The 22,301-nt window shown below is 37.9% G+C and carries 10 protein-coding genes; 1 reads left to right on the top strand and 9 read right to left on the bottom strand.

Features of this window, described 5'->3' with window-relative positions:
- Positions 1–2 precede the first annotated feature (2 nt).
- The 9 genes from KMW37_RS12260 to KMW37_RS12220 form a co-directional block, all read right to left on the bottom strand.
- Positions 3–3,059, bottom strand: a complete 3,057-nt coding sequence (locus KMW37_RS12260; RefSeq protein ID WP_215224925.1) for a chondroitinase family polysaccharide lyase — start codon at positions 3,057–3,059, stop codon at positions 3–5.
- A 69-nt stretch (positions 3,060–3,128) separates the two neighbouring features.
- On the bottom strand, positions 3,129–4,664 hold the full coding sequence (locus KMW37_RS12255) for a sulfatase family protein (RefSeq protein ID WP_215224924.1): 1,536 nt from the start codon (positions 4,662–4,664) through the stop codon (positions 3,129–3,131).
- The gene (locus KMW37_RS12250; protein WP_246581465.1) at positions 4,661–5,962 is read right to left on the bottom strand and encodes a glycoside hydrolase family 88 protein; all 1,302 of its coding nucleotides are present in this window, start codon (positions 5,960–5,962) and stop codon (positions 4,661–4,663) included. The genes KMW37_RS12255 and KMW37_RS12250 overlap by 4 nt, the downstream gene beginning before the upstream one ends.
- Positions 5,963–6,294: 332 nt before the next feature.
- On the bottom strand, positions 6,295–7,803 hold the full coding sequence (locus tag KMW37_RS12245) for a RagB/SusD family nutrient uptake outer membrane protein (protein WP_215224923.1): 1,509 nt from the start codon (positions 7,801–7,803) through the stop codon (positions 6,295–6,297).
- Positions 7,804–7,819: 16 nt separating this feature from the next.
- Positions 7,820–10,810, bottom strand: a complete 2,991-nt coding sequence (locus tag KMW37_RS12240) for a SusC/RagA family TonB-linked outer membrane protein (protein ID WP_215224922.1) — start codon at positions 10,808–10,810, stop codon at positions 7,820–7,822.
- A 438-nt stretch (positions 10,811–11,248) separates the two neighbouring features.
- Positions 11,249–15,118, bottom strand: a complete 3,870-nt coding sequence (locus KMW37_RS12235; protein ID WP_215224921.1) for a chondroitinase family polysaccharide lyase — start codon at positions 15,116–15,118, stop codon at positions 11,249–11,251.
- Between the two features lie 244 nt (positions 15,119–15,362).
- Positions 15,363–19,451 carry a hybrid sensor histidine kinase/response regulator transcription factor gene (locus KMW37_RS12230; RefSeq protein ID WP_215224920.1) on the bottom strand — a complete coding sequence of 1,363 codons (4,089 nt, stop codon included), beginning with the start codon at positions 19,449–19,451 and terminating at the stop codon, positions 15,363–15,365.
- Between the two features lie 417 nt (positions 19,452–19,868).
- The gene (locus tag KMW37_RS12225; RefSeq protein WP_215224919.1) at positions 19,869–20,348 is read right to left on the bottom strand and encodes a YbhB/YbcL family Raf kinase inhibitor-like protein; all 480 of its coding nucleotides are present in this window, start codon (positions 20,346–20,348) and stop codon (positions 19,869–19,871) included.
- 280 nt (positions 20,349–20,628) lie between these two features.
- A complete protein-coding gene (locus KMW37_RS12220) occupies positions 20,629–21,627 on the bottom strand; it encodes a phosphotransferase (RefSeq protein WP_215224918.1) in 999 nt (332 codons plus the stop codon).
- Positions 21,628–21,842: 215 nt separating this feature from the next.
- Here KMW37_RS12220 and KMW37_RS12215 point away from each other — a divergent pair, with 215 nt between their 5' ends.
- Entirely contained in the window at positions 21,843–22,301 is a 459-nt protein-coding gene (locus KMW37_RS12215) for a hypothetical protein (protein ID WP_215224917.1), read from the top strand.

Here is a 22,301-nt window from a genome sequence, read left to right as displayed (position 1 = left end):
GCCTATTGTCTTTTTAAAGTAAAAATTTCTGGCAATCCATCTACACATTTCAGACTAATAATAGTCAAATTTTCCTCAACTCTCTGCTCCACTGCTAGCGCATTAACATCAGTACATTCCCACACGCCATTTAAGCAAATACTTAATGGTACTTCTTGACTATAGTTATTAAATCCATTCTTCTTCTCAGGGTTCTCAGGAAAATTCAAATCAGGATTTACAACACTGAATTTCAACACATTACCATCATCATCTTTAACCATAATTAAAGAGGGTGATGATACAGACTTAATCAGCTTATCCCCTTCAAAGTTATTAGCTTCGAAGATGGCATACGCACTGATTCCTGAAGGATCATCCTTAACTATATGTGCATATTCATTAGCCTGCAAAACTTTAAAATCCTTGGGTTTTGACTTTCCAAATATCGCTAGCTCTTCTTTTGTCAAAAATGGATAAATCACATATTGGTAATTTCCTCCTTTTGGTGATATCCCATGGTCTATCCAAGCACTTGCAAAATCACCCTCTGTAACGGTTTCCCCCTTCCCTAGGCTATGCATTTTCCCCGTCTTAACAGAATATTTATTATGATAGGAAGTCTGATGTTCTTTGACAAAATGAATTTCTTGATCATCTAGTAAGTAATAGGCATTCCCATAATTATCTATGATCCATTTTTTACTTTTTCCATTAATTGGCAAACCCATTATTGGACCTTGATCATGGCTTACCAAATTTTGATGCTGGGATCTGATCTGGGCCTGAAAAAGGTTGGTTTGTACTGAATGTCCTGTATCCTTACTGGATATCCCTGTGCCAATACAGATTAATTTGTTCCCAAATGAAAACACTGACTTCCTAGCCATCAAACCTTCCGGTAAAGTAACTGTTCTATCATCCGCCAAGCCGTCCGCATTTTTACCTGAGCTAGAGTTTAATATCATTCCAAACAGCCCATTCCCATCTAAATAAGTCGCTCCAGCAAATGTCTCTTCTGAAAGAAACATCAATAAACTCATATCGGGTTCTAGTTCTTCAAAGGACATATTGAGCACTGTAGTCCCAGGAAAGCGATTCCAATCCCAGCCCTCTTCCACATATCCACTCTCCTTTTGTCCTCCGGACATCAATAGTTCAATACTTCCATTTGCTGGATATCTCCCGTACCTGTTACTGACTGGGTAGATTTCAGAAGACCAAACGTATTTGTTATAGCCCTTGATCAGGGCAGCCCAATCCCCATTTCTATGAATAGCTGTTGCGGCATAAGGCAAAGATTTATAAGCTGGCATTTTGGTGGCTTTGATACCTAACTTCTGAAATTCCTTGGCCTCTTGCACCGCTTCATCCGCCCATAAATATAAAAAGCTTCCCGCCACCTCATGGTCTATAGTCTGATCCCCTTTAGGATTGCCAGAAAGGGCCATTCGGTAAAAGGCTCTTTTTAAATTCCTGATATTATTAGGACCAAAGGGGTGACGCCCTGCATTCCCAAAACCCCAATCATACTTGTGGCTATATTCAGCAGTGGTTAAAAGTGCCCTTCTAAAATTAGCATGTCCCGCTTCACCAATTCTGAATGCTGTACCTGCCAAACAATAAAATATCTTAGGAACCTCACTAAGCGCTCCCATACCATAAGCAGGATAATGTCCACTGTGATGCCATGAGGTTCCATCAGCCTTGAAGCCCCACTCATTATCCTCTTGTGCCAATATCACAGTCATATAGTTGGAAAATGCTGTCAAAAGCGTTCCTATTTCGTCTCTATCTTCAGTTAAAAATATCTGAGCCAGATGGTAAAATGATTGGGTATTGAGATAGTCTATATTAACATTAAAGGCATCCTCATCAGCTAGAATCATCCCCAAATTGGTCAGCCATTTGATACTATTGCCGATCTCAACCAACAAGCCTGCATCCAAAAGTGGTTCACGCATCAAATAAAAAGCAGATATTAATTCCCGGGTTTGGTAGCCAATATGATGTCTGGTGCCACCGCTACTTCCTTTTTGCCAGCCTTGGTCCAAATAATACCTGGCTGATAAATTAAATTTCTCCTCAATAATCGACTTTTTAAGATCATCTTCTTCTAACTGATAGGCCTTGGCAAGACTTAGAATGACCTTACCAAATTCTCTTATAGTATTATGCACCTGGGGTCCTTGTTGTAAAGAATCATAATACACTTCATTCAAATTATAGGTTAAAGGTGGGCCAATTACGCTTTCTTCTTCCTGGGATATTTTCAGTTTTGAGAATTCCCCCTTCCAATCTATACTATTGTTAATTAGATCTTTGAGCTTAAATTCTTCATCCAAACGTTCTTTTACTTCCTCAATATCCCTCTTTTGTAGAGGACTAAAGTCCCCTATTTCCATACTTTCCAATAGTTCCCAGTTATGGATTAAGGGCATCCAATGGTCTAGGCTATGATCTTGATCTTTTTTGATAAAAGGGACCATAAAGTCAGGGTATTGATGCCTGTCATCCTGATATTCAGCAAAAACAATATCATCAATAAAAAGCTTACCATTTGGGGCAGTACTGCTCATTCTCATCCGGTCAAAATCCACCGCTGCAGTTTTGGAAGGTACATTTCCCTCCATTTCATAAAATGGCACTCTCAGTGTCCGCCATCCGTAAAAATTCAAGGGTATGGAAAACCAAAAGGCTTCTTTTTCTCCCAGGAAAAAGGAAATTTTCACCTTTCCTTCTTGAGGTTCTTCACTATAGACTGAAAGGTTGAAAGTTGGGCTTGCAGGGAATAGTTTAATGAAATCCTCCTTTTCAGGATCAGGTTCAAGCAGGGCCAAATTACTGGTTTGAAAATAGCTATCCCTTTTCTCCCAAATCCATTCAAGGGATTGCTTGCCAAACCTCCTTGCTTGATCGGAAATCTTTAGAAAAGAATTTTCAGAAGAATGATAATGAGAAAGCAGCTCTTTATCTTCAAAGGATTCTACAAATGGTTTTTTATTTTGTTGGCTTAAACATGAAAGACTGGTAAAGAGAAAAAATGAAACAAAATGAATTATAACTTTATTGATTTTCATACAAGAGGCAAACTTAGTATCCTATTTTATTTAAATTATCGGCAGCAATGAATGATTCTCAAACTTTAACTAATCATTACACAATCTATTCGATATACCCCCTTCCTCCCAAAGTTCCAGCCAAGGATCTTTCTTTTCCTCTAAGGCCTTAAAAAGGTTTTTACGATATGCGAATGCCAGTTCCTCATTAACTGAAGCAATATTGTGTATTTGGAATGGATCATTGATATTGTCATAAAGGAACTCATGTGACTTTCCTTCTTGATCAAAGGTAATGACATAAGTGGCCTCTTTGGAAGTAATACCCCGATGACCAGAGCTAGGCTGTCCTTGTTTGATATAATAGTAAAGCGCATAGTCACTTCCTGAAGGGGAATTCTCCAAAATCTGTCTGGAAAGGTCTTTTCCATCCAAATTATTGGGCAAACCTTCTGTTGCCCCCATCATATTTAGTACAGTTGGCATTACATCAGTAGCACTTAGGAATAATTCACTTTGCTGCCCTGCCTTTATCTTTTTTGGCCAGCGAATAATAAAGGGAACATTCATGGCTTCATCAAACCAAACATTTTTGGACATCAATCCATGGCTGCCCATCATCTCGCCGTGATCAGAAGTAATTACCACTATGGTGTTTTCTGCCAAGCCCTCATCTTCAAGAGTTTTTAATACCCTACCAATTTGCTCATCCACTCCTGTCACCATGGCAAAATAATCCTTCACATGGTTTTTAGCTAAAGCAGTCTTTCCACGTGTTCCCCCGGGATGGAAGGCCAATTCCTCAGGAGTGTCTCCTAAGATTACATTATCCCGCTGTAACAGATCTTGATAGGTTTTATCCTTGTATGTAGCAACATATTCCTCTGGGACTATCGGGTAAGGTGGATGAGGTGGATTGACTGACCAGAACAGTGCAAAGGGTTTTTCTTTGTTTCTATTATCATCCGTTTTGATATAATCTATAATTATATCAGCCTCATGCTTAGGGGACCATTCATTGATTTCTTTGAGCTCATTTTCAGCTGCATCATTGACCCAATAGTGCGGGCTATTATGCTCATCAAAGGTACCGTAAGCATACCAAAAATTGAATCCATGCCTTTCATCAATAGGTGTATAGGCATCCCAAATAATGGAATCAGATCCCGGAATTGGTGCCGGGGAAGTCAAATGGAGCTTTCCTACATAACCAGCGTCATAACCATTTCCCACCAAAACATCTGAAAAACTGGTATCTTCCTTTTGCCAATTATTGTCATACTGATACCTATTGGAATTACAATTGCTCAACACGGAATTATTATAGGGCAATTTTCCAGTCATCAGCATCGCACGGTAAGGACTACATAAAGGAAAATTGCTCATGGCATTTTGGATAACCATTCCTTCCCGTGCCAGTTGATCCATATTGGGCGTAATTACAGGATCCTCCCCATTAATGCCAATCGCCGCATTTCTAAGTTGGTCTGGAAATATAAAAATCAAATTGGGTTGCTTAGTGGATTCGCTTTGAGTCGTTTCCTGCTTTTTACCACAGGAAACAAAACTCAAAACTAAACCTACAATCACAATTCTTAAATAATATTTTGAAGCTCTCCTATTCATGAATTGGCTTTTTCCTTTAATTTTTTTAATCTATCCAAAGCCTCAATATAATAGTAATCTGCATATATTAACGCAACATCTATTTCATGTCCCAAGGGCTTGGCGCCTGTAGAATGTAATAAAAAGGCATCGGATTTTCCATAGCCTGAATATGAATCAGAGCTTAAAGATTCGAGCATTTTCACAGCCGCAGTAAGGTATTTTTCTTTTAATTCCTGTTCTTCTATCAAAGTACTTAATTCTATCAAGCCAGAAGCTACCACTGCCCCTGCAGAAGCATCCCTTTCTTGGTTTTGTAAATCAGGGGCATCAAAATCCCAATAAGGAATCATATCATCAGGTAAAAGACTTAAGTATTTATCCGTGATCTTTTTTGCAAAATCTAGAAATTTCTTGTCCCCAGTCTCTCTATAGACCATGGTATAACCATAAATACCCCAAGCTTGTCCCCTAGACCATCTACTATCATCTGCATAGCCTTGCTTTGTGTGTCTATTTAGTATTTCACCAGTAAGTGAGTCATACTCCAAAACATGCCAAGAAGTTAAATCATCCCTAAAATGGTTTTTCATTGTAGTTTCGGCATGAGAGACCGCAATATCATAGAATTGCTGGTCTCCCCCATTCTTTGCTGCCCAGAATAGTAATTCTAAATTTAGCATATTGTCAATGATGGTGATATGCTCTTTCCATCTTGGATGCATTTTATTTGACCATGATTTAATGGTTCCCACATTAGGGTTATAGCGGCTTGCAAGAGAAGCTGCGGAAGTCAGCAAAATGTCCTTATATTCTTTTTTATCTCCTAATATATACCCGTTCCCAAATGCAGGAAACATCATAAAGCCTATATCATGATGCTCAGTTATAAACTGAAAATCCTCAAATACCTCAGTCCGTTTAATGGCTTCCTCTTTCCATTTTTCATCAGCAGTAAGGTCATACATATACCATAATATGCCTGGATAAAACCCAGAAGTCCAGACCAATTTACCATTGGGTATTTGCTTCCATTCGCTTCCGCCAGTTTCTATCAACCTAGGGTGTTTTGAAAGGTCCGTGACCCTTGAAATCGTCCCCACCAGTTGTTCTTCACATTTCTCTATCGCCTTGCTTTCATTAAATGCTATTTCATCCACATAATTTAATGAATTTGGAGGCAATGCCCTTTCTCCCTTTCCTTCGCTACATGCCAATAAAGCAAAAAATATACTTGCAAATAGCATTCTAGTTGCAAAAGTTATTACAGCACTATTACACACCTGGACAGTCTTAAACAATTGATCGTACTTTTCCATAAATATTCTGATTTGGCTCTGATTAAAGCCGTATTAATTCCTTTTGATTTGACAGGGCTTGAATTTTGGGATTATTTAACTGCACAATACTTTCATTCTTTTACAATTAGCCTTATAGCTTAAAACCAGTCATTGATGGATATTGTCACATCAATGACTTCTAATTAATAATCAGCTATTTCCCTTCTATAATTATCCATAGAACTATTGCTAAATCTTTCAAATAGGGAGAAAGAAGGATTAACCAAATCCCCCCTTCTCCATGAGCATAGAAGATCTTTTAGATATAATGAGCTAAAACCTAGCTCACCCAACCCAATTTTTCCGTTTGACTATTCTCTTAACTGAGGGGCTTTCGTCAATTCTGCCTCAGGTATTTCTGCGAAATAATTGGCTGGACTTGTATCGCCAGCAATCGGTCCTACCAATTCTTCAGTAGACCTATTGGCCAGCGCATCCGCTACTCTTTCCATCCTGGTCAGGTCATCCCATCTTTTGAACTCCCCTGCCAATTCCCACTTTCTCTCTGTATAGGCCAGCTCAGCTAAATCACCACTTGATAAATCCACAGAAGGATCTGCCTGATCAAAAGGAAGGTCATTTGCTCTTCTTCTTACCATATTAAGGGCTTCCCAAGCTTCCGCACTATTTCCTCCTGACCTTCCCTCTGCTTCTGCATACATCAACAATAGGTCTGCATACCGCATGGAATAAGTAGTTATCATAGTCACTGAATTGGTAGTAGCTATTTCATCCTGATATCCCGTAACTTTCAGGAACAATGGGTGTCTTTCATCCTGAAAATCTTCCCAATGAATGGTATTTCCTTTAAATATCACCTCAGTACGATAGGTCTTATTCTTTCTTGGTCCTTCTGGGAATTCATTAAAAAAGCCAATTTCTGCGAAAATTTCAGCCCAACCTTGCACATCTCCAGGATATCCGCCTCTACCAGCATGTCTATTTGAAAAAGGATTTCCCAAATTCTGGCTATGTGCCAATCCGAAGACAATTTCTGTATTGAAACGATTTTCATCCGTGATGGACCAGAGCGTTGACATATCTGGAACAAGCCCAAAACCGTGTGCATCAGCATTATCAATTACCTGCTTTGCGCTACTTGCAGCCATGGCATATTTGGAGTTATCCTTCAAAGGCCATCCTGCCCAGTGCATGTAAAGTTTAGCCAGATAGGCCCTTGCAGAACCATTGTTTGGGCGAATAGCTGCTGGCGCACCTGGATATTTATCTGGCAATAGACTTTCCGCCATCAAGAAATCACTTTCTATTTGTTGGTAGATTTCTGTAATTTCAGCTCTTCCCTTATTTGCATTTTCAGTAATGTCCGTACTCAATACCAATGGAACCTTACCAAAAGTTCTTGTCAAATGGAAGTAGCAAAATGCTCTCAGAAAATAAGCTTCACCTATCAAGGCATCTAAAGTTGCTGGATCTCCAGTAGCAATATTTTCTTCATTATCGATGATATTATTGGCTTCTTTGATCGTAGCATAATAAGGATCGTAAGCCAACTGGATACCAGGTGTCAAAGAGGTCATTTCCATTCTGTCTGCTTCCCTAAAACCTTGTTTATTTTTACCACTATGTGTCGTAATATCATCGGCACCATAGTATCGCATCCAAGAGTGTGCCCATTGGTTTCCAGCTGTAAACTGGCGGTACATCCCCACAACAGCTGCCTCAAGGGCTTCTTGCGAATTCAATGATCCCGGGTCAAGTCTGGCTTCAGAGGGATCTTCTTCTAAGGTACATGCTGGAATGATTACCAAATTGGTAAGTAATAACAGCAGTGTAGCAAGCTTTATTCTTATATTTTTCATCGTCCAAATCTTTTAATTAAAATCCTATATTGACACCGAAGGTATAGGTACGTGCATTAGGATTAGCACCGTAGTCTATAGAAGATGCTGCACCGCTTCCTGCTCCAATCGAGCTGGCTTCAGGATCGTAGCCTGAATAATTTGTGATGGTAAACAAATTTTGGGCACTGGCATACACTCGGAAGTTCCTGAATAGATTTGTATTCTTTAGGGTATAACCTAAGGACAAATTGCTCAATCTCACAAAATCACCCTTTTCCATGAACCTAGTGGAATTCACTAATAGATTGCCAGATACAGGAACATCCGTCTCATTTTCAAGTGTCCAGTGGTTTCTATATTCTCCATACGTTGGAAGGGATTGTACACCTCCCGCCATAGAGATTTTAGCCCTAGTGAAGTTCATTACATCAAAGCCATGAACCCCACGAATCAAGAAGTTAAGATCAAAACTACCCCAAGTCATGGTATTGTTAATTGCCCAGTTATGCTTTGGATTGCCGTTTCCAATTACATCCAACACTACGTTTCCATCTCCGTCAGTAAGGTATTTTGCATTTCCAGGAGTACCTTCAGCCTCTCCTGTTTTATATGTTCCTAGGAAAGTAGCACCATAGAATTGCCCCATTGGCATGCCCTCTCGAAGTAGGACATAAGCTCCCGTGGTATTGGATACTCCTCCTACAGGGCTAATCAAGATCTCATTTTGATCAGCAGTAAGGCTTTTAATTTCATTATTGTTAAAGAAATAATTGGTATTGACATCCCATTGGAATTTAGGTGTATTGACCAAGTGGGTTTGAAGATTAAACTCCCATCCGCCATTAAATACCTCGCCTACGTTTTGGGTGATAGATCCACCACCAACAAATCCTGGAACCGGTACCGCTAACAATAGATCCACCGTATTTTTCCAATATTTATTGATGCTTAGGTTAAACTTTCCATATAAGAATGTAAGGTCTGCTCCTATATTGCTTTGTTTAGTTGTTTCCCATGTCAAATCCGGATTAGCAGTCGGCCCTACTATCAAGCCTCTTGAAAGTTCAGTTCCATTAATTGGGTAGTCCTGACCTGTAGAAAGTGTATTATAAGTAGAATAAGGAGAGATAGCCTGATTACCCGTTTCACCATATCCTGCCCTCAATTTCAAAGACTCGATCGTCTCCCCTAAAACATTCTCAAACTGGTAAGCTACAGATGCTGAAGGGAACACACCAACTTGATTTTCTGGTCTAAAACGAGAAGAAATATCAGTTCTCAGAGTTGCGGTCAAAAACAACTTTCTCAAGTAGTTGTATTCTCCCCTTCCCATATAGGACACTATCTGGCTCTTGCTGTAAGTAGCGCCTACAGAAGGTGTGGTACCTAAATCCAAAGAATAAAAATTTGCAGGTATTGAGTATTGGCCTGCACTGGCATTGAAGCCTTTGTTGACAAACTGCTGAAATTCAAACAAACCTGTCAATTTCAGATTATGATCTTTAAAGCTTTTTTTCCAAGTAAGTATATTACTGTTTTGTATAGTAGTATTCTGCCTGATAGAACCGCCACCTGTAGGGGCGCTCAATACGGTTCCTGCAGGGATTCCATAGTAACTTTCCCCTAAAATGTTTCTGTGGATCAAACCTCCAATTACCGTAAGCTTCAAATTATCATTAAATTGATAGGCCAAATTCAAATTTGAATTAACAGTAGATGTAGTTGCATATGCCTCTGATTCCAGCCTTTGAGCAATCGGGTTGATCAAACCTGAACCATTTGAGGAAAGCAAATTATAATTTCCGTTTTCATCTTTGATTGGTAAGGCTGGATCCCATCCTAATACTGCAACAATACCTGCCCTGTCATCAGGAGAAGAAGAACTACCTCCACTTACCAGGTTCAGGGTCTTTTCGCTGCTACCGTACATATTCAATTGAACCGAAAATTTATCAGTAATATCAGTATCAATATTCGCACGTAAAGAGTATCTCGAATAATCAGAATTAAGGGCGATACCACTTTGGTCCAAGACATTACCAGAAATAAAATAACCCACTTTATCACTTTTACCACTAACGGATAGCTGAACATTATTGGCTACCCCAGTTTGGAAGTATTGATCCTGATAAACAGTCCCTCCGTCAATCACGGGCAGATTATGAATACTGCCAAACTCCTGAGGAGAAAGCACATCGATTTTTCCAGTTATAGAAGAGACGGAAGTAAATGCACTCAAGTCAACCTTGGCTTTGCCTTCACCTCTTTTTGTGCTTACTAAAATCACCCCATTGGCACCTCGCGAGCCATAAATAGCAGTTGCAGAGGCATCCTTTAGTACTTCCATTGAGGCGATATCATTTGTATTAATGGACCGAAGATCAGCTCCAATCACACCATCAATTACTACTAAAGGCTGATTATTTCCATTGATGGAATTGGCACCACGAATCCTGATCTGCACATCAGAACCAGGAACACCAGAACCTTTGATTACCTGTACACCAGCAGCACGACCTTGCAAGGCATCCTCCACTCTAGTAACAGGTTGTTTTTCAAAGTCCTTAGCACTTACACTGGAGACAGCTCCTGTCAAATCACTCTTTTTTGTAGTACCATAACCAATTACTACCTGTTCTTCAATTGAAAAAATATCTTCTTCCATGTTCACTTCAATGAATTTGGAAGAAATAGGTAACTCTTTTGTTTTCATACCTATAAATGAAAAAATAAGCGTGCTGGCATCATCCGGTATATTGGAAATTGCAAAATTTCCATCCATATCTGTAACGACACCTATACTTGTACCTTTCACCAAGACAGCAACACCAACTAAAGGTGTACCCAACTCATCTATTACCTTTCCTTTAGCTTCCTTCTCAAGTTGATACTTTTCTATTAAGGTATTTGTATTTGCCAATGCAGGGGAAAATATCGCACTGCATATGGAAAGATTTAGCGCAGCTCCCAAACCTATATAATATAGGGGGCGGGTGCTTTGTAGTATTTTTAAAACTTTTACCATAAGAAGTTATTTTGTTTACTTTGATATGAACAAATCTTGGAAAAACAAAGAAAAAACTAGGGGGACAATGCGTTCTAAAAGAGGGGAATAATAGCCCAAAAGGTCCTGAAGAGCCTTTTTCACCTGTTTTTTCTAAAATTCTGATATTGCTATTGATGAAAGCCATATATTAAAAATCATTGCAAATTTTTCTTTGTTATTTTATTTGAAAAAAAGGATAAATAGGGATCGCTTATCACCCCCTTTGAAGTTTACTCCTATGGCAAATAAAGAAACAGGTTAAGAAGTGCAATAAACTTTCTTCCGTTTTACTTAACAATTGGACAACTGCATTGACTAATGGCTGAAAAGCTAATTGAAATTTTATAGTTGGGGTTGTAAATAAAAAAGCCCTGACAACTTACTTGTATCAGGGCTCCTATCAAATTAAAACAGCACTTATTCCTTAAAGAACCTTTCCGTCTCTGAATTGCCCCACTGATCAACTACTTTAAGGAAATAAATTCCTCTCTGTAGTTTGCTTACATCAACCTTCAATTGATCTAAACTTATATCATTTAGGAACAACTGTATATCACCGCGAGAATTATAGATATAGTAATCTCTAATTCCCTTTTTAAGAATATGAAGCTCGGAAACAACTGGATTTGGATAGAACTTCAATTCGCCACTTCTGTCCTCAACGAATACTTGAATAAAATCAGCCTTTCCACTCAAGTCATTCACAAAATACACTTTACTTTTACCCTTATTGATGGCTTTTAAATTACCATTCTGGTCAACTGTAACGATTTCAGGATCCTGGCTACTCCAATCTAAATTCCCTTCCATGGACTGATCCATTAAATTCTTAACTATTGAAAGTTCATCACCCGTTTCTAGGTATATTATTCTATTTTTCCTGACTTTAGCATCTTGTTTAGAGGCTTTAACCAAATCGACCTCTACAGGCATTGCATCAACAATATGGAATTGAAAAGAGGTTGTGCTATCAGTCATTTCCACTAAATTGATATTTGGTATGGATTCACTTAGAAGCCATTGACCTGCCAACTTTAGTTGAATATCTCTTTCCACATTAACCTCACTACCATTTAGTCCAAATCCTAAATCAGGATTATTAACGGAAATTTTCACCGTCTTTTTTCCTTTGCTTTGGTACATCACCAAACAAGGCAAATCATTGGCCTTCACTAAAGATCCAGGGATTTCAATATTCTCCGAGGACTCAAACAATGCCATTCCCCAAAGTCCTGCATCGTGGAAATTTACCACATGACGATCTGATGACTTTTCCATCACGGTATAAGGTTTTTCCATGGCTATTTCCTGCATATCTTCTGCTGTTGCATTTGGCTTAATCACATATTCATAACCCAAATCCTGAGGGGCTGTGCCATGATCCAAATAACCAATGATATAATCCCCCACAGGGTTATCCAAGTAAGCCGTTGGATCAATTTCATTATAGTTTGGAGTCTGCTGGCTTCCCTTCCAAAGCTTCAGCTCTCCACTTCCACTGTAGACATAGATACCGGTATTATAACTATTAACCAACCAATTATCCTGGCTACTTGAAAAGGTATTTTCACCATTACTAGTTAGACTAAGCCCGTTGATATTGGCACCGCTTTCGCTGTCTGCCATTCTTTGATAAAGCGTAGTCACCGTTGGATTATCATTATCATTATTACTTATTCCTGTGGCTAGGCAAACGATGATATCTTTATAGGTGAAATTAGATTTTTTCCATTTAAAACTATCATTATGGGTATTTGGCCCATAGGTAAGTCCGAAGCCCTGATTGGCTACTTCCTGAAAGTCCATGGCAAAAAGACCATATGTTCCATAGTTTTTCTCCAACACCCCCAAGTCTTTCCCTTTATTATCAAATGTCAAGGCCCCTGCAAAACGATAAGCCTGTTTCTCATCGATACGTCCCCTTTCTCCATGAAGCTTTTCCCAAGGCAACACTATAGTAGTCGTTCCAGGGTTATAATTCCAGTCCCAAGTATTTACATCATAACCATTATCATTTAGATCGGTGCCACCTGTATACATTATTTCCAAAGCACCATAAGACTGATATCGGCCATACCTGTTGGTAGTCACATAAAGTTCTGCCCCCCACATATTATCACTGAACCCCTTCATTACTGCTGTCCAGTTATTATGCCTATATGCCCCAGCATGGTAATGGTTAAACTGAATAAAGCCATTTTCATATGGAGTGACCGAGTCATAGTTAAACTCTGTCTCTGAACCCCAATTACGGTTATAAAATCCTGCAAGCAGTGGATCAGCTGTATTTAAGCCTAAAATCTTTCCACCGCTTATCGCCAAACGTTTGATATCATTTTGATTTGTAGACATATACCTAGATTGGGGATTTCTTCCCACTAAAGATAATGCCCGTACATTTCCATCATTTGAAACCATCCTTTGCAAGTAAATGGAATTTCTCAATACCTTATAATGCTCCAAATCAATCTGAAAGGATGTATCATCCATGGTCGATATTAAGAATGCAGCCCTACCGAATGCATACAAATAACCGTCATAGGCTGACTTATGATGAAATCCAGTACCATCAGCCTTGATACCATCGCCCACACCATCAGTTACTGTCAGAAAACGTTCTAGATACCTACTTGCACCTTTCATATAACGGACTTTCTCTTGCCCATCACTTGGAAATCTCCATTCCGCATACATAAATAAGCTTGGAGACAAATTTGAAATCCAATCAGTATTATAATTAGCACCAATTTCATATTGTCCCCAGAAATGCTTAAAGTTTTCAGAATGCGTATAGAGGACATAGCCAAACTGGTCTTTGACTTCATCAGATAAAAAATCCCTGAGGGTCATTACTGGTTGGGAGAAATTCCTAAAACCATATGAATTGTAATCTCTGCTGATCAAGCCACGACAAAAATCCTGGGCTACCTTAGTTATCAAGCGTGTTGCCATCATTTTGGTGGTACTATCCTCTGCATCTACAAAGTGTAAATATTTAGAAAACTGCATTACCATTTCCGCAGCTTCATCAAAGCTTGCAACCTCTCCAGCTATCTCACCATCTTCATCTACAAGATTAAGCAATTGGTAAGATTGGACTGCAGCATCATATTGTTCTTGAAAATCGCTAGGCAATGTGGTGCCAATAACATATTCCACAAGCTTCCCATAAATCTGCTCAACTTCCTGAACTTGATCAACAGTAACCGCTTCCAATGGAATATCAGGGGCAATATTTACCCCCAAAGCGCACTCAGGAGCCAGCGGTGGTGGAATAATATCTATATTTAAAGTTCCTTGGTTAATGGTGACATAATCTATATTGAAAAAGCGGACGGTATTCCCATCATCATTCCTCACCAATCGCAATTCCAATTCATCCCCATCATCGGTAGATTGAGTAAAATAATTTAAGCTTAAAATATCATTAGGGTTCTGGGTTGGGACAAGGGTTTTGGTTACTGAATTCAAGAACACACTGTCGGTTTTATTAAACAATTCCAGCTTTACTTTTACATAAGAGTTTGCCGAATTGTATACATAAGCTTTCACTTCAAGTTGCTGACCTCCAGTCATCAAACATTCAAAAGGATAATATACCCCTTGATAGGATTCATTGGCAGCTGATTTAACAGATAAGGCGCCATCTCCTGCCCCATCTCCATTATCAGGATCATTATTGACTTGGCTAAGATTGATACTACCAATAATACCCCAGCCTTTTTCTTCTCCTGCTTGATCAAAACAGCTTGGTTCAGGATCAGCTTCTGGATATAAATATGCCCCATTCAGAGAGGCATTATCAATGGCAAAAGTACGGGCAGAATTGCCATCATCAGTTCTAATATACCTCACCTCCAAAGCATCACCATCATCAGAAGCTTGAGGCACATAATCCAGCTCAAATTGATAGACAACACCAGAAGTGAGTGAAACTGCCCCTTCGGATACTAAAAGGACTTCATCGGTAATATTGTAAAGTTCTACTTTGAGCCTTACATATGAGATGTTTGGGTTAAAAACATAACTTTTAAAATTTAAACTTTGTCCCTCCTGCATACTGCCTCCAAAGGCATAGGACAAACCATTTCCAACTGTAGAAGCAAGGTTCTGACTTTTTTGCGCTCCGTCTCCTACTCCATCTCCATTATCACCATCTGAGTTAATTGTGACGATTTCACTATTGCCGATAGGCTCCCAATAATTAAGTCCTAGGCCTGTTATTTGAGCTAATAGTAAGTGCTGGGAGAAACAAAAGAAAAGCACTAGAAAAGTAAAGTGTTTCATAGTAAGATTTTTAGGTTATCAAATATGGTTAATCAACTTTCATGGATGTTTTGAATCCTCTCCTCAAGAGATCTAGCAGAAGAGATAATTCTTTCATCCTAATGAACACTTACTAAGTTCAATAGCTAAAAATAAATAAGGGAGGGCTATGGTTTTAATTGAAGGGGGCAAATGGTTCAAAGTGTATGAATTGGGGCCTTAACAGCTAAAAACCCAAAAAAGTTAGGTACAATTGAGTTGATAATTATTTAGGGTATTTCTCTTCTGTGTTTTCTGCAGCTGCATCATATATGGAGATAGTTTGTCGATATTCAGAAGGCAAACAATTAAAAAGTTGCTTAAAGCTTTCCCTAAAATACTTCTGATCATTGAAACCAAGTTCAAACGCGATCTCTGAGATATTTAAATCAGATTTTACTAGTAGCTGAGCAGCACGCTTCAATTTTATGGTCCGGATAAATTCAGAAATGGACTGATCAGTTAAATCCTTTAATTTCCTATATAAAACAGAACGGCTCATCCCCATTTCAGAAACAAGCATAGTAGCATTCAATTCAGGATTTCTCATATGCTGCTCCACTAGAGAAATCGCTTTCTTAAGGAACTCCTCATCTGCCGAACTTACCGTCACCTCTTGGGGCTGTAAAATCACATCCTTTTTGAATTTTTCGATAAGCAGCCTTCTGGACTGGATAAGGTTGCGGATTCTAATTTCCAAAATTTCTGCATCAAAAGGCTTGGTGATATAAGCATCGGCGCCAAATTTATAGCCAGAATTCTGATAATTCTCTGAGGTTTTTGCGGTAAGTAAGATTACCGGGATATGTGAAGTCCTGATATTTGTTTTCAGTTCCTGGCATAATTCCATACCATCCATTTCAGGCATCATCACATCACTGATGACCAAATCCAAGGATTGGCTCTTCGCTACTTTTAAGCCTTCTTTGCCATCAGCAGCTTCTAACACATTATAACTGGCCTGTAAGATATCACAAAGGTGCCTTCTCAATTCCTGGTTATCCTCTGTTACCAAAATAGTTTGCAAGTTAGGATCTAAAGCTTTCTTTTTATCTGTAGCAGCATGATCACCATCTGAGTCATGGTCCAGAATTAGCGGTAAATTAAATTCTGAATCAATTTTAACCTCCTCTTCCACCATTTCTTCTTTATTGAGGTGCTTTTTCCCTTTTGGTAGTACAATTTCAAAACTGCTCCCCTTACCTTCCTCACTTTTTACCTGGATACTTCCGTGGTGAAGCTCTACCATACTTTTACTTAATGCCAAACCTATTCCGGACCCCAACTTTTCGCCAATTTGGTAAAAACGGTCAAAAACATAAGGTAAATGATCTGGGGAAATTCCTGCACCAGAATCAGCTATAACAATTTTCACCCCTTTTGCTACCTTAACCACTTTCAATAATACATATCCCTCATCTTGGGTAAACTTAAAAGCATTGGAAAGTAAATTGAACAATACCTTTTGCAGCTTTACCCTATCAAACCAGAGTAAAATTTCTCCCTCACTATATTCAGTTTCTAAATGGATGTTTCTACGTTTGGCATATTCCAAAAAGGCTTCCTTCACCTCATCAACAAAGGCTATCAAATCATTTTTTGATGCTTTTAACTGAAGTTTTCCCGATTCATTTTTTCTAAAATCCAGTAACTCATTGATCAATTGCATCAACACACTTGCATTTCGGTACATGATCTGATGCTGTCCCTTGATAAACTCATCTCCTTTTTTCTCTTTTATCATCCGCTGAAGCGGCCCTAAAATCAATGTCAAGGGAGTTCTAAAATCATGGGAAATATTGGTAAAAAGCTGGAGTTTTAGCTGGTTGACTTCCTGAATCCTTTCTTTGGCTAATTTCTCCTGCTTTAGTTCTTCTTTTTCTTTGTTGCGGATTTTGTAATACTTATGAGCTAAGAATCCCAGCACTAAGGTTATCAGTGCATAAAGAGAATAGGCCCACCACGTGGCCCATGGAGCTGGATATACAGATATTGGCAACAGTGCTCCTTCTTCATTCCAAAGCCCATCGTTATTCGAAGCCTTTACCTTAAAAATATAATCGCCTGCATCCAAATTCGTATAAGTTGCCGAATGCTTATTACCAATATGATTCCAGTCCTTGTCGAACCCTTCAAGCATATATGCATATTGGTTCTTATTCGCCTGGGAATAGCTCAAGGCAACAAAATCAATATTAATCACATCCTGATCATAATTCAGGTTAATATGTTTGATGGAATCAGTGATATTCAAAAAAGGCTTATTGTGCACACTGATAGAAGTTATACTGATAGGTGGCACAAATGAATTTTCCTTTATCTCCTTTGGGTCAAAAATATTGAAGCCATTGGCCCCTCCAAAAAGTAATTCTCCATGCCTATTTTTTAAAAAAGCACCATAATTGAACTCATTACTTTGAAGACCATCCGACTGATCAAAAGTTTTGACTACATGACTCTCAAAGTTTAATCGAGCCAAGCCGCTATTTGTGCTAATCCATAAATTACCTTCATCATCAGGAACTATACCATAGATGATGTTATTCGGTAATCCACTCTCAATCCCAAAATGCTGGCTTTTTTTGGTCTCAAAATCATAACAAAACAAACCTTCACCTTGGGTTCCTACCCATAGTTTTCCATTTTCTTGTGGTTCCAAGTACAATGAAAGTACACTCTCCAATTTACCAGGCGCCCATCTACCGGAATACACCACAGGAACAATTTCCTTGGTTTTTGTATTTAACTGAACCAAACCTCTGTTACCACCAACTAAAATTATATCAGGATCATCTGTCTTGATCAACGTAAAGACAATCTTACTGATTCTATCGTAAGGATCTTTAATCCTTTGGATTTTTTGGCTTTTCCTCTCCCACAGGTTAAGCCCGCCACCAGATGTCCCTATCCAAATATTTTGTCCCTTTCCTTCCAATAAAGAAATTACACGATTATCACTTAAGCTGTTAGTATCATTAGGGTCTTTGAAATATTTCTTAAATCGATAAGGCTTTACAGAAGTGTCCAAAAAATTTAAACCTCCCTCATGCGTTCCAATCCAAAAATCCCCTTGGTGATCTTGAAGCAGAGCTTTGACATTATTGGTACTTATACTGCTCGGGTCATTTTCATCATGCATAAAATATTCAAAAGTCCCCTTATCGGCACTATAGTAATTTATACCTCCACCTTCTGTACCCACCCACAAATTATCCTCCTTATCTTGAACCAGGGAACTGACCACCTTATAATTTAACTTTGAAGAATTGGTACCTGATGTAAAATGGCGAAACAAGTCAAAACTTCTGTCATAATAACTAATACCTCCAGCATAGGTCCCAATCCATAAATCTCCCTTTTTATCCTCAAAAAGACTATACACAGAATTTTGGCTGAGACTGTTTGGGTTGTTTTCATCATGGACCATTAAACTGTAACCATCCTTATCTGCATGGATCTGATAAAGTCCCTTATAAGTACCAACCCATAAATTCCCTTGAAAATCTTCCTTAATGCTTCTTACTTCATTCCTTATCAAGGCTTGATCATTACCCTCTAAAATTAAAGGCACAAACTCTTTTGTTTGTTTATCCAATACACGTAGCCCCGTTTTATCTCCTAGCCAAACCTTTCCTGTTTTATCCTGATAAATAACACTCAAATGATTGTCATTGGGCTCTTCATCTGGAGAATAAACATATTCCTGAAGCCAATCTTTTTCAGGATCAAAAAAATAAATATGCTGTAAAGTCTTTATCCATATCCCACCTGAAGCAATTTGATGGATTGAACGGATTTTGGCTTGGCTCAATTTCAACTTTATTGAATCATCTGCCGAAACAGGCTTGTACTCCTTTTCTTTTTTATGGTATTTGGCCAATCCATAATTGGTCCCCAACCATAAACAATCCTCATTAGCAGCCAGTATTTGGTTGACATTATAATTACTGGAAAACTTGTCCGATACATGTGGTGTTATCCTTTCAAATGCATCTTTACCAGGAAGGTATTTATTGAGCCCATTTTGAACGCCCACCCATAATACTCCTTCACTATCTTCATGTAGGGATTTTACATAATTATTGCTAATGCTTGAATCATCCTCATAATTATATCTGTAAACTGTAAATGCGTTTCCATCAAAACGGTTTAAACCATCCCTGGTACCTAGCCACATAAATCCCTTATGATCTTGCAAAATGCACAATACCGAACTTTGCGATAGGCCCTCATCAATGCTGATATTTTTGAACTTTACTCGATTATCTGTTTCATATTCCCCCTGTCCGAAAATAGGCTCATTGACGATTGTCAAGATAAAAAACAATAATATGAAAGATCGAAACAACATTTAGAAACTAAAACTCTTTTATATAATTACTTATAAGAGATAAGCAAAGTAGCAAAATAATGAAGAGAACACAAATCGAATAAAGATACTATTTATGGTATTAATTGAATAATGCCTTATATAATATTATACTAATCATCATAAAAGCATATCAGCTCAAAAACAATTAATAGTTGAAAAAAAGAAGTTTTGACAGTATAAAGAAGCTGATAAAAAATACTGTTTATCAGCTGACAAGCATCAATTGTCAATGATACATCAGCTTGAAAATTTGAGAAGTGAAAAAGTTATGGTCCGAATTTATTTCATAAAAAGCAGACCATTAAGGGCAACAGCATTTCTTAAAGGGAAAATCTAACTGAAAAACAAAGTATGTTTAAGTTAACCAGCTATCTTGACCAAATTGAATTGTTCAGATCTTTCATAATATCCAACCAGTTCGCCATAGCCAATGATATGATACCTTATGCCTTCTTCAACATCCAATCGGGAAACATTTTCATGATAGAAATATAAAAAATCATCTAGGGCATAAATTCTAAACAAGTATTTATGCAGTCCATGATCAGGGCAAGGGCCAGTATAACCTTTTTTGTTAAAATCATTCAAACCGCATATACAGTTCTTCTCATTTTCTTTTATTATTCCTACAGCTGGGATATTATAAGCAAGCCAATGAACTGATTCACCTTGAGACATTTCTATATCTTCCATGATCACTGCTATAGACTTGGTATTTTTGGGCAGATTACCTGTCTTAAAGGGAGGATTTACATTATTACCATCACAAGTATAAATGGTTGGAATTCTGTTGTCCTTTAAAATTTTTGAGCATGAAATGTTTAGGGCATGTCTTTTCATGGTTAGTAGGGTTTACATATTGTGTACGAAATAAAGATAAGCAATGAAAAAAATTATAAAATGATGAATGTCATGTAATTAACACATTCTAATTTAGGATTTTATTTCATTTATACAAATGAGTTCGATTTGTTCTCAATCCCTTTATCGATTTACCTAATAGAAAATGATTAAAAAAAATTACATTTATTTACATGAATTCTCTTTTTACCCTCGAAACACCTAGGTATACCTACTAAACTCATTCCTTTTTAGACAATTTTCTCCAAACCAGGGCATTTTAAAAGCTTATTTGAGCCCTATAGTTGCGCATCAAATTCCAATATTTTAATAACAAATCTTCCTCCATAACACACAATGATTTTGGTATTAATTGCTTGACCCTAAGACCGTGAACTTTGGCCCTAATATTTGCTCTAAGACATTTGTAATAAACAAAAAGTGACTGGTCATTAGCTCCCTCTATGATAGGGATATATCGCTTATATTCTTCCAAAAAAGAACGAGATAAATCTTCTCTACCTGCCGATTCCAAATCCATGCAAACAAAGGCGATTTCATACAAAAGATCTATTTTTCTAAACTCATCATTATATTCAATACAATCGAAAATGATCGGTTCGTGATCTATAAATATATTACCTAAATGTAAATCTCCGTGAACATCCCTAAAAAGGCCTTTGTTTACCCTACTTTGAATATCATCCCCATGTTGTAGAAGGAACTCATCGCTCCAATCCGAGAAATCGTAGATCTCTTTCTCCGAGATAATGGTATTGGGAATCAATTGCTCTATATCATTAAAGGTTCCTTTGGTCTTTTCTATATCAAATGGAGGCTTTGCCACTTTGGCAGTCTGATGGAACTGGGCAATCCGAGCTGCCAACTGAATAATATGTTCAACTTTTAATTCATCCTCTGATAAAAGATAATCCATTTTCCTTTCTTCATCTATCCGGATCATCTTTACCGCATAATCTATCAATTGGCCTTTTTGCTCTTCCAAATACCATTTTCCATCATGAAAATACACCGGACATACAGCAAGGTAAATATCAGAATAGCGACTGTTTAAATTGATTTCTTTTTCCGCATTTTCTCTCCGCTTTTCCAGACTGGAATAATCCAAAAAAGATGTTTTTAGGGGTTTCTTAACCTTAAAAGCATATCCATCTGACAGGATAACCCATGAAATATGGGTCTCTATCAGATCTCCATTCAGGGCTTTTCCGTGAAAAATCCCTTCCCTTGCCAATAATTCTATTTCATCTTCACTCATTCTGACTTTATAATGTTTTATTCCGATTTATAATGCATTTATTTAAAATTTAATCTCCCCCATACAAAATGCATGACATAAGCCTAAACTGACTTAATATCAACAATATTGAAAGATTCAACCACACAAAATCGAGTGATTACAATCATAATATCCCTATGATATATAACATCTTAATTTAAAGAATTTATAGGTATTATAGCCTTATGGAAACGATGGAAAATAAAATCCAGCTTAAAAATGAATTACTGGAAGCGTGCCGAAAAAAACAGCAATCATTGATTGATGACTTTCAGCTTAGGCTGCATGAACTTAAGGGCGTTAGAGATTTGGATGATGAAGACATCAATAGCGGTAATAGAAGGGTCTTTGACCAGTCTGAATACAATTCTCTTTTCCAAGCACTCGATTTTGCAGAAGCTGAAATGGGAATTTTATCTTACTTATCATCAAAAGGAGAAAAGCTCAATGAAACAGTTGAACTTGGTTCAGTGGTGATTACCAACCTAGCCACATTTTTTGTATCCGTCAGTATTGAACAGTTTTCTTCACAAGGCAAGGACTATCTGGGCATCTCAACCCACAGTCCTTTGTTTATAGTTATGCGCGGTTTAAAAAGAGGTGACAACTTCCAATATGATGGAAAAGAATACACCATCAAAGATGTATTTTAG

It is taken from the genome of Echinicola shivajiensis (genome assembly GCF_018642165.1).
Taxonomy (GTDB): Bacteria; Bacteroidota; Bacteroidia; order Cytophagales; family Cyclobacteriaceae; genus Echinicola; species Echinicola shivajiensis.
This window is presented reverse-complemented; position numbering and strand designations above follow the sequence as displayed.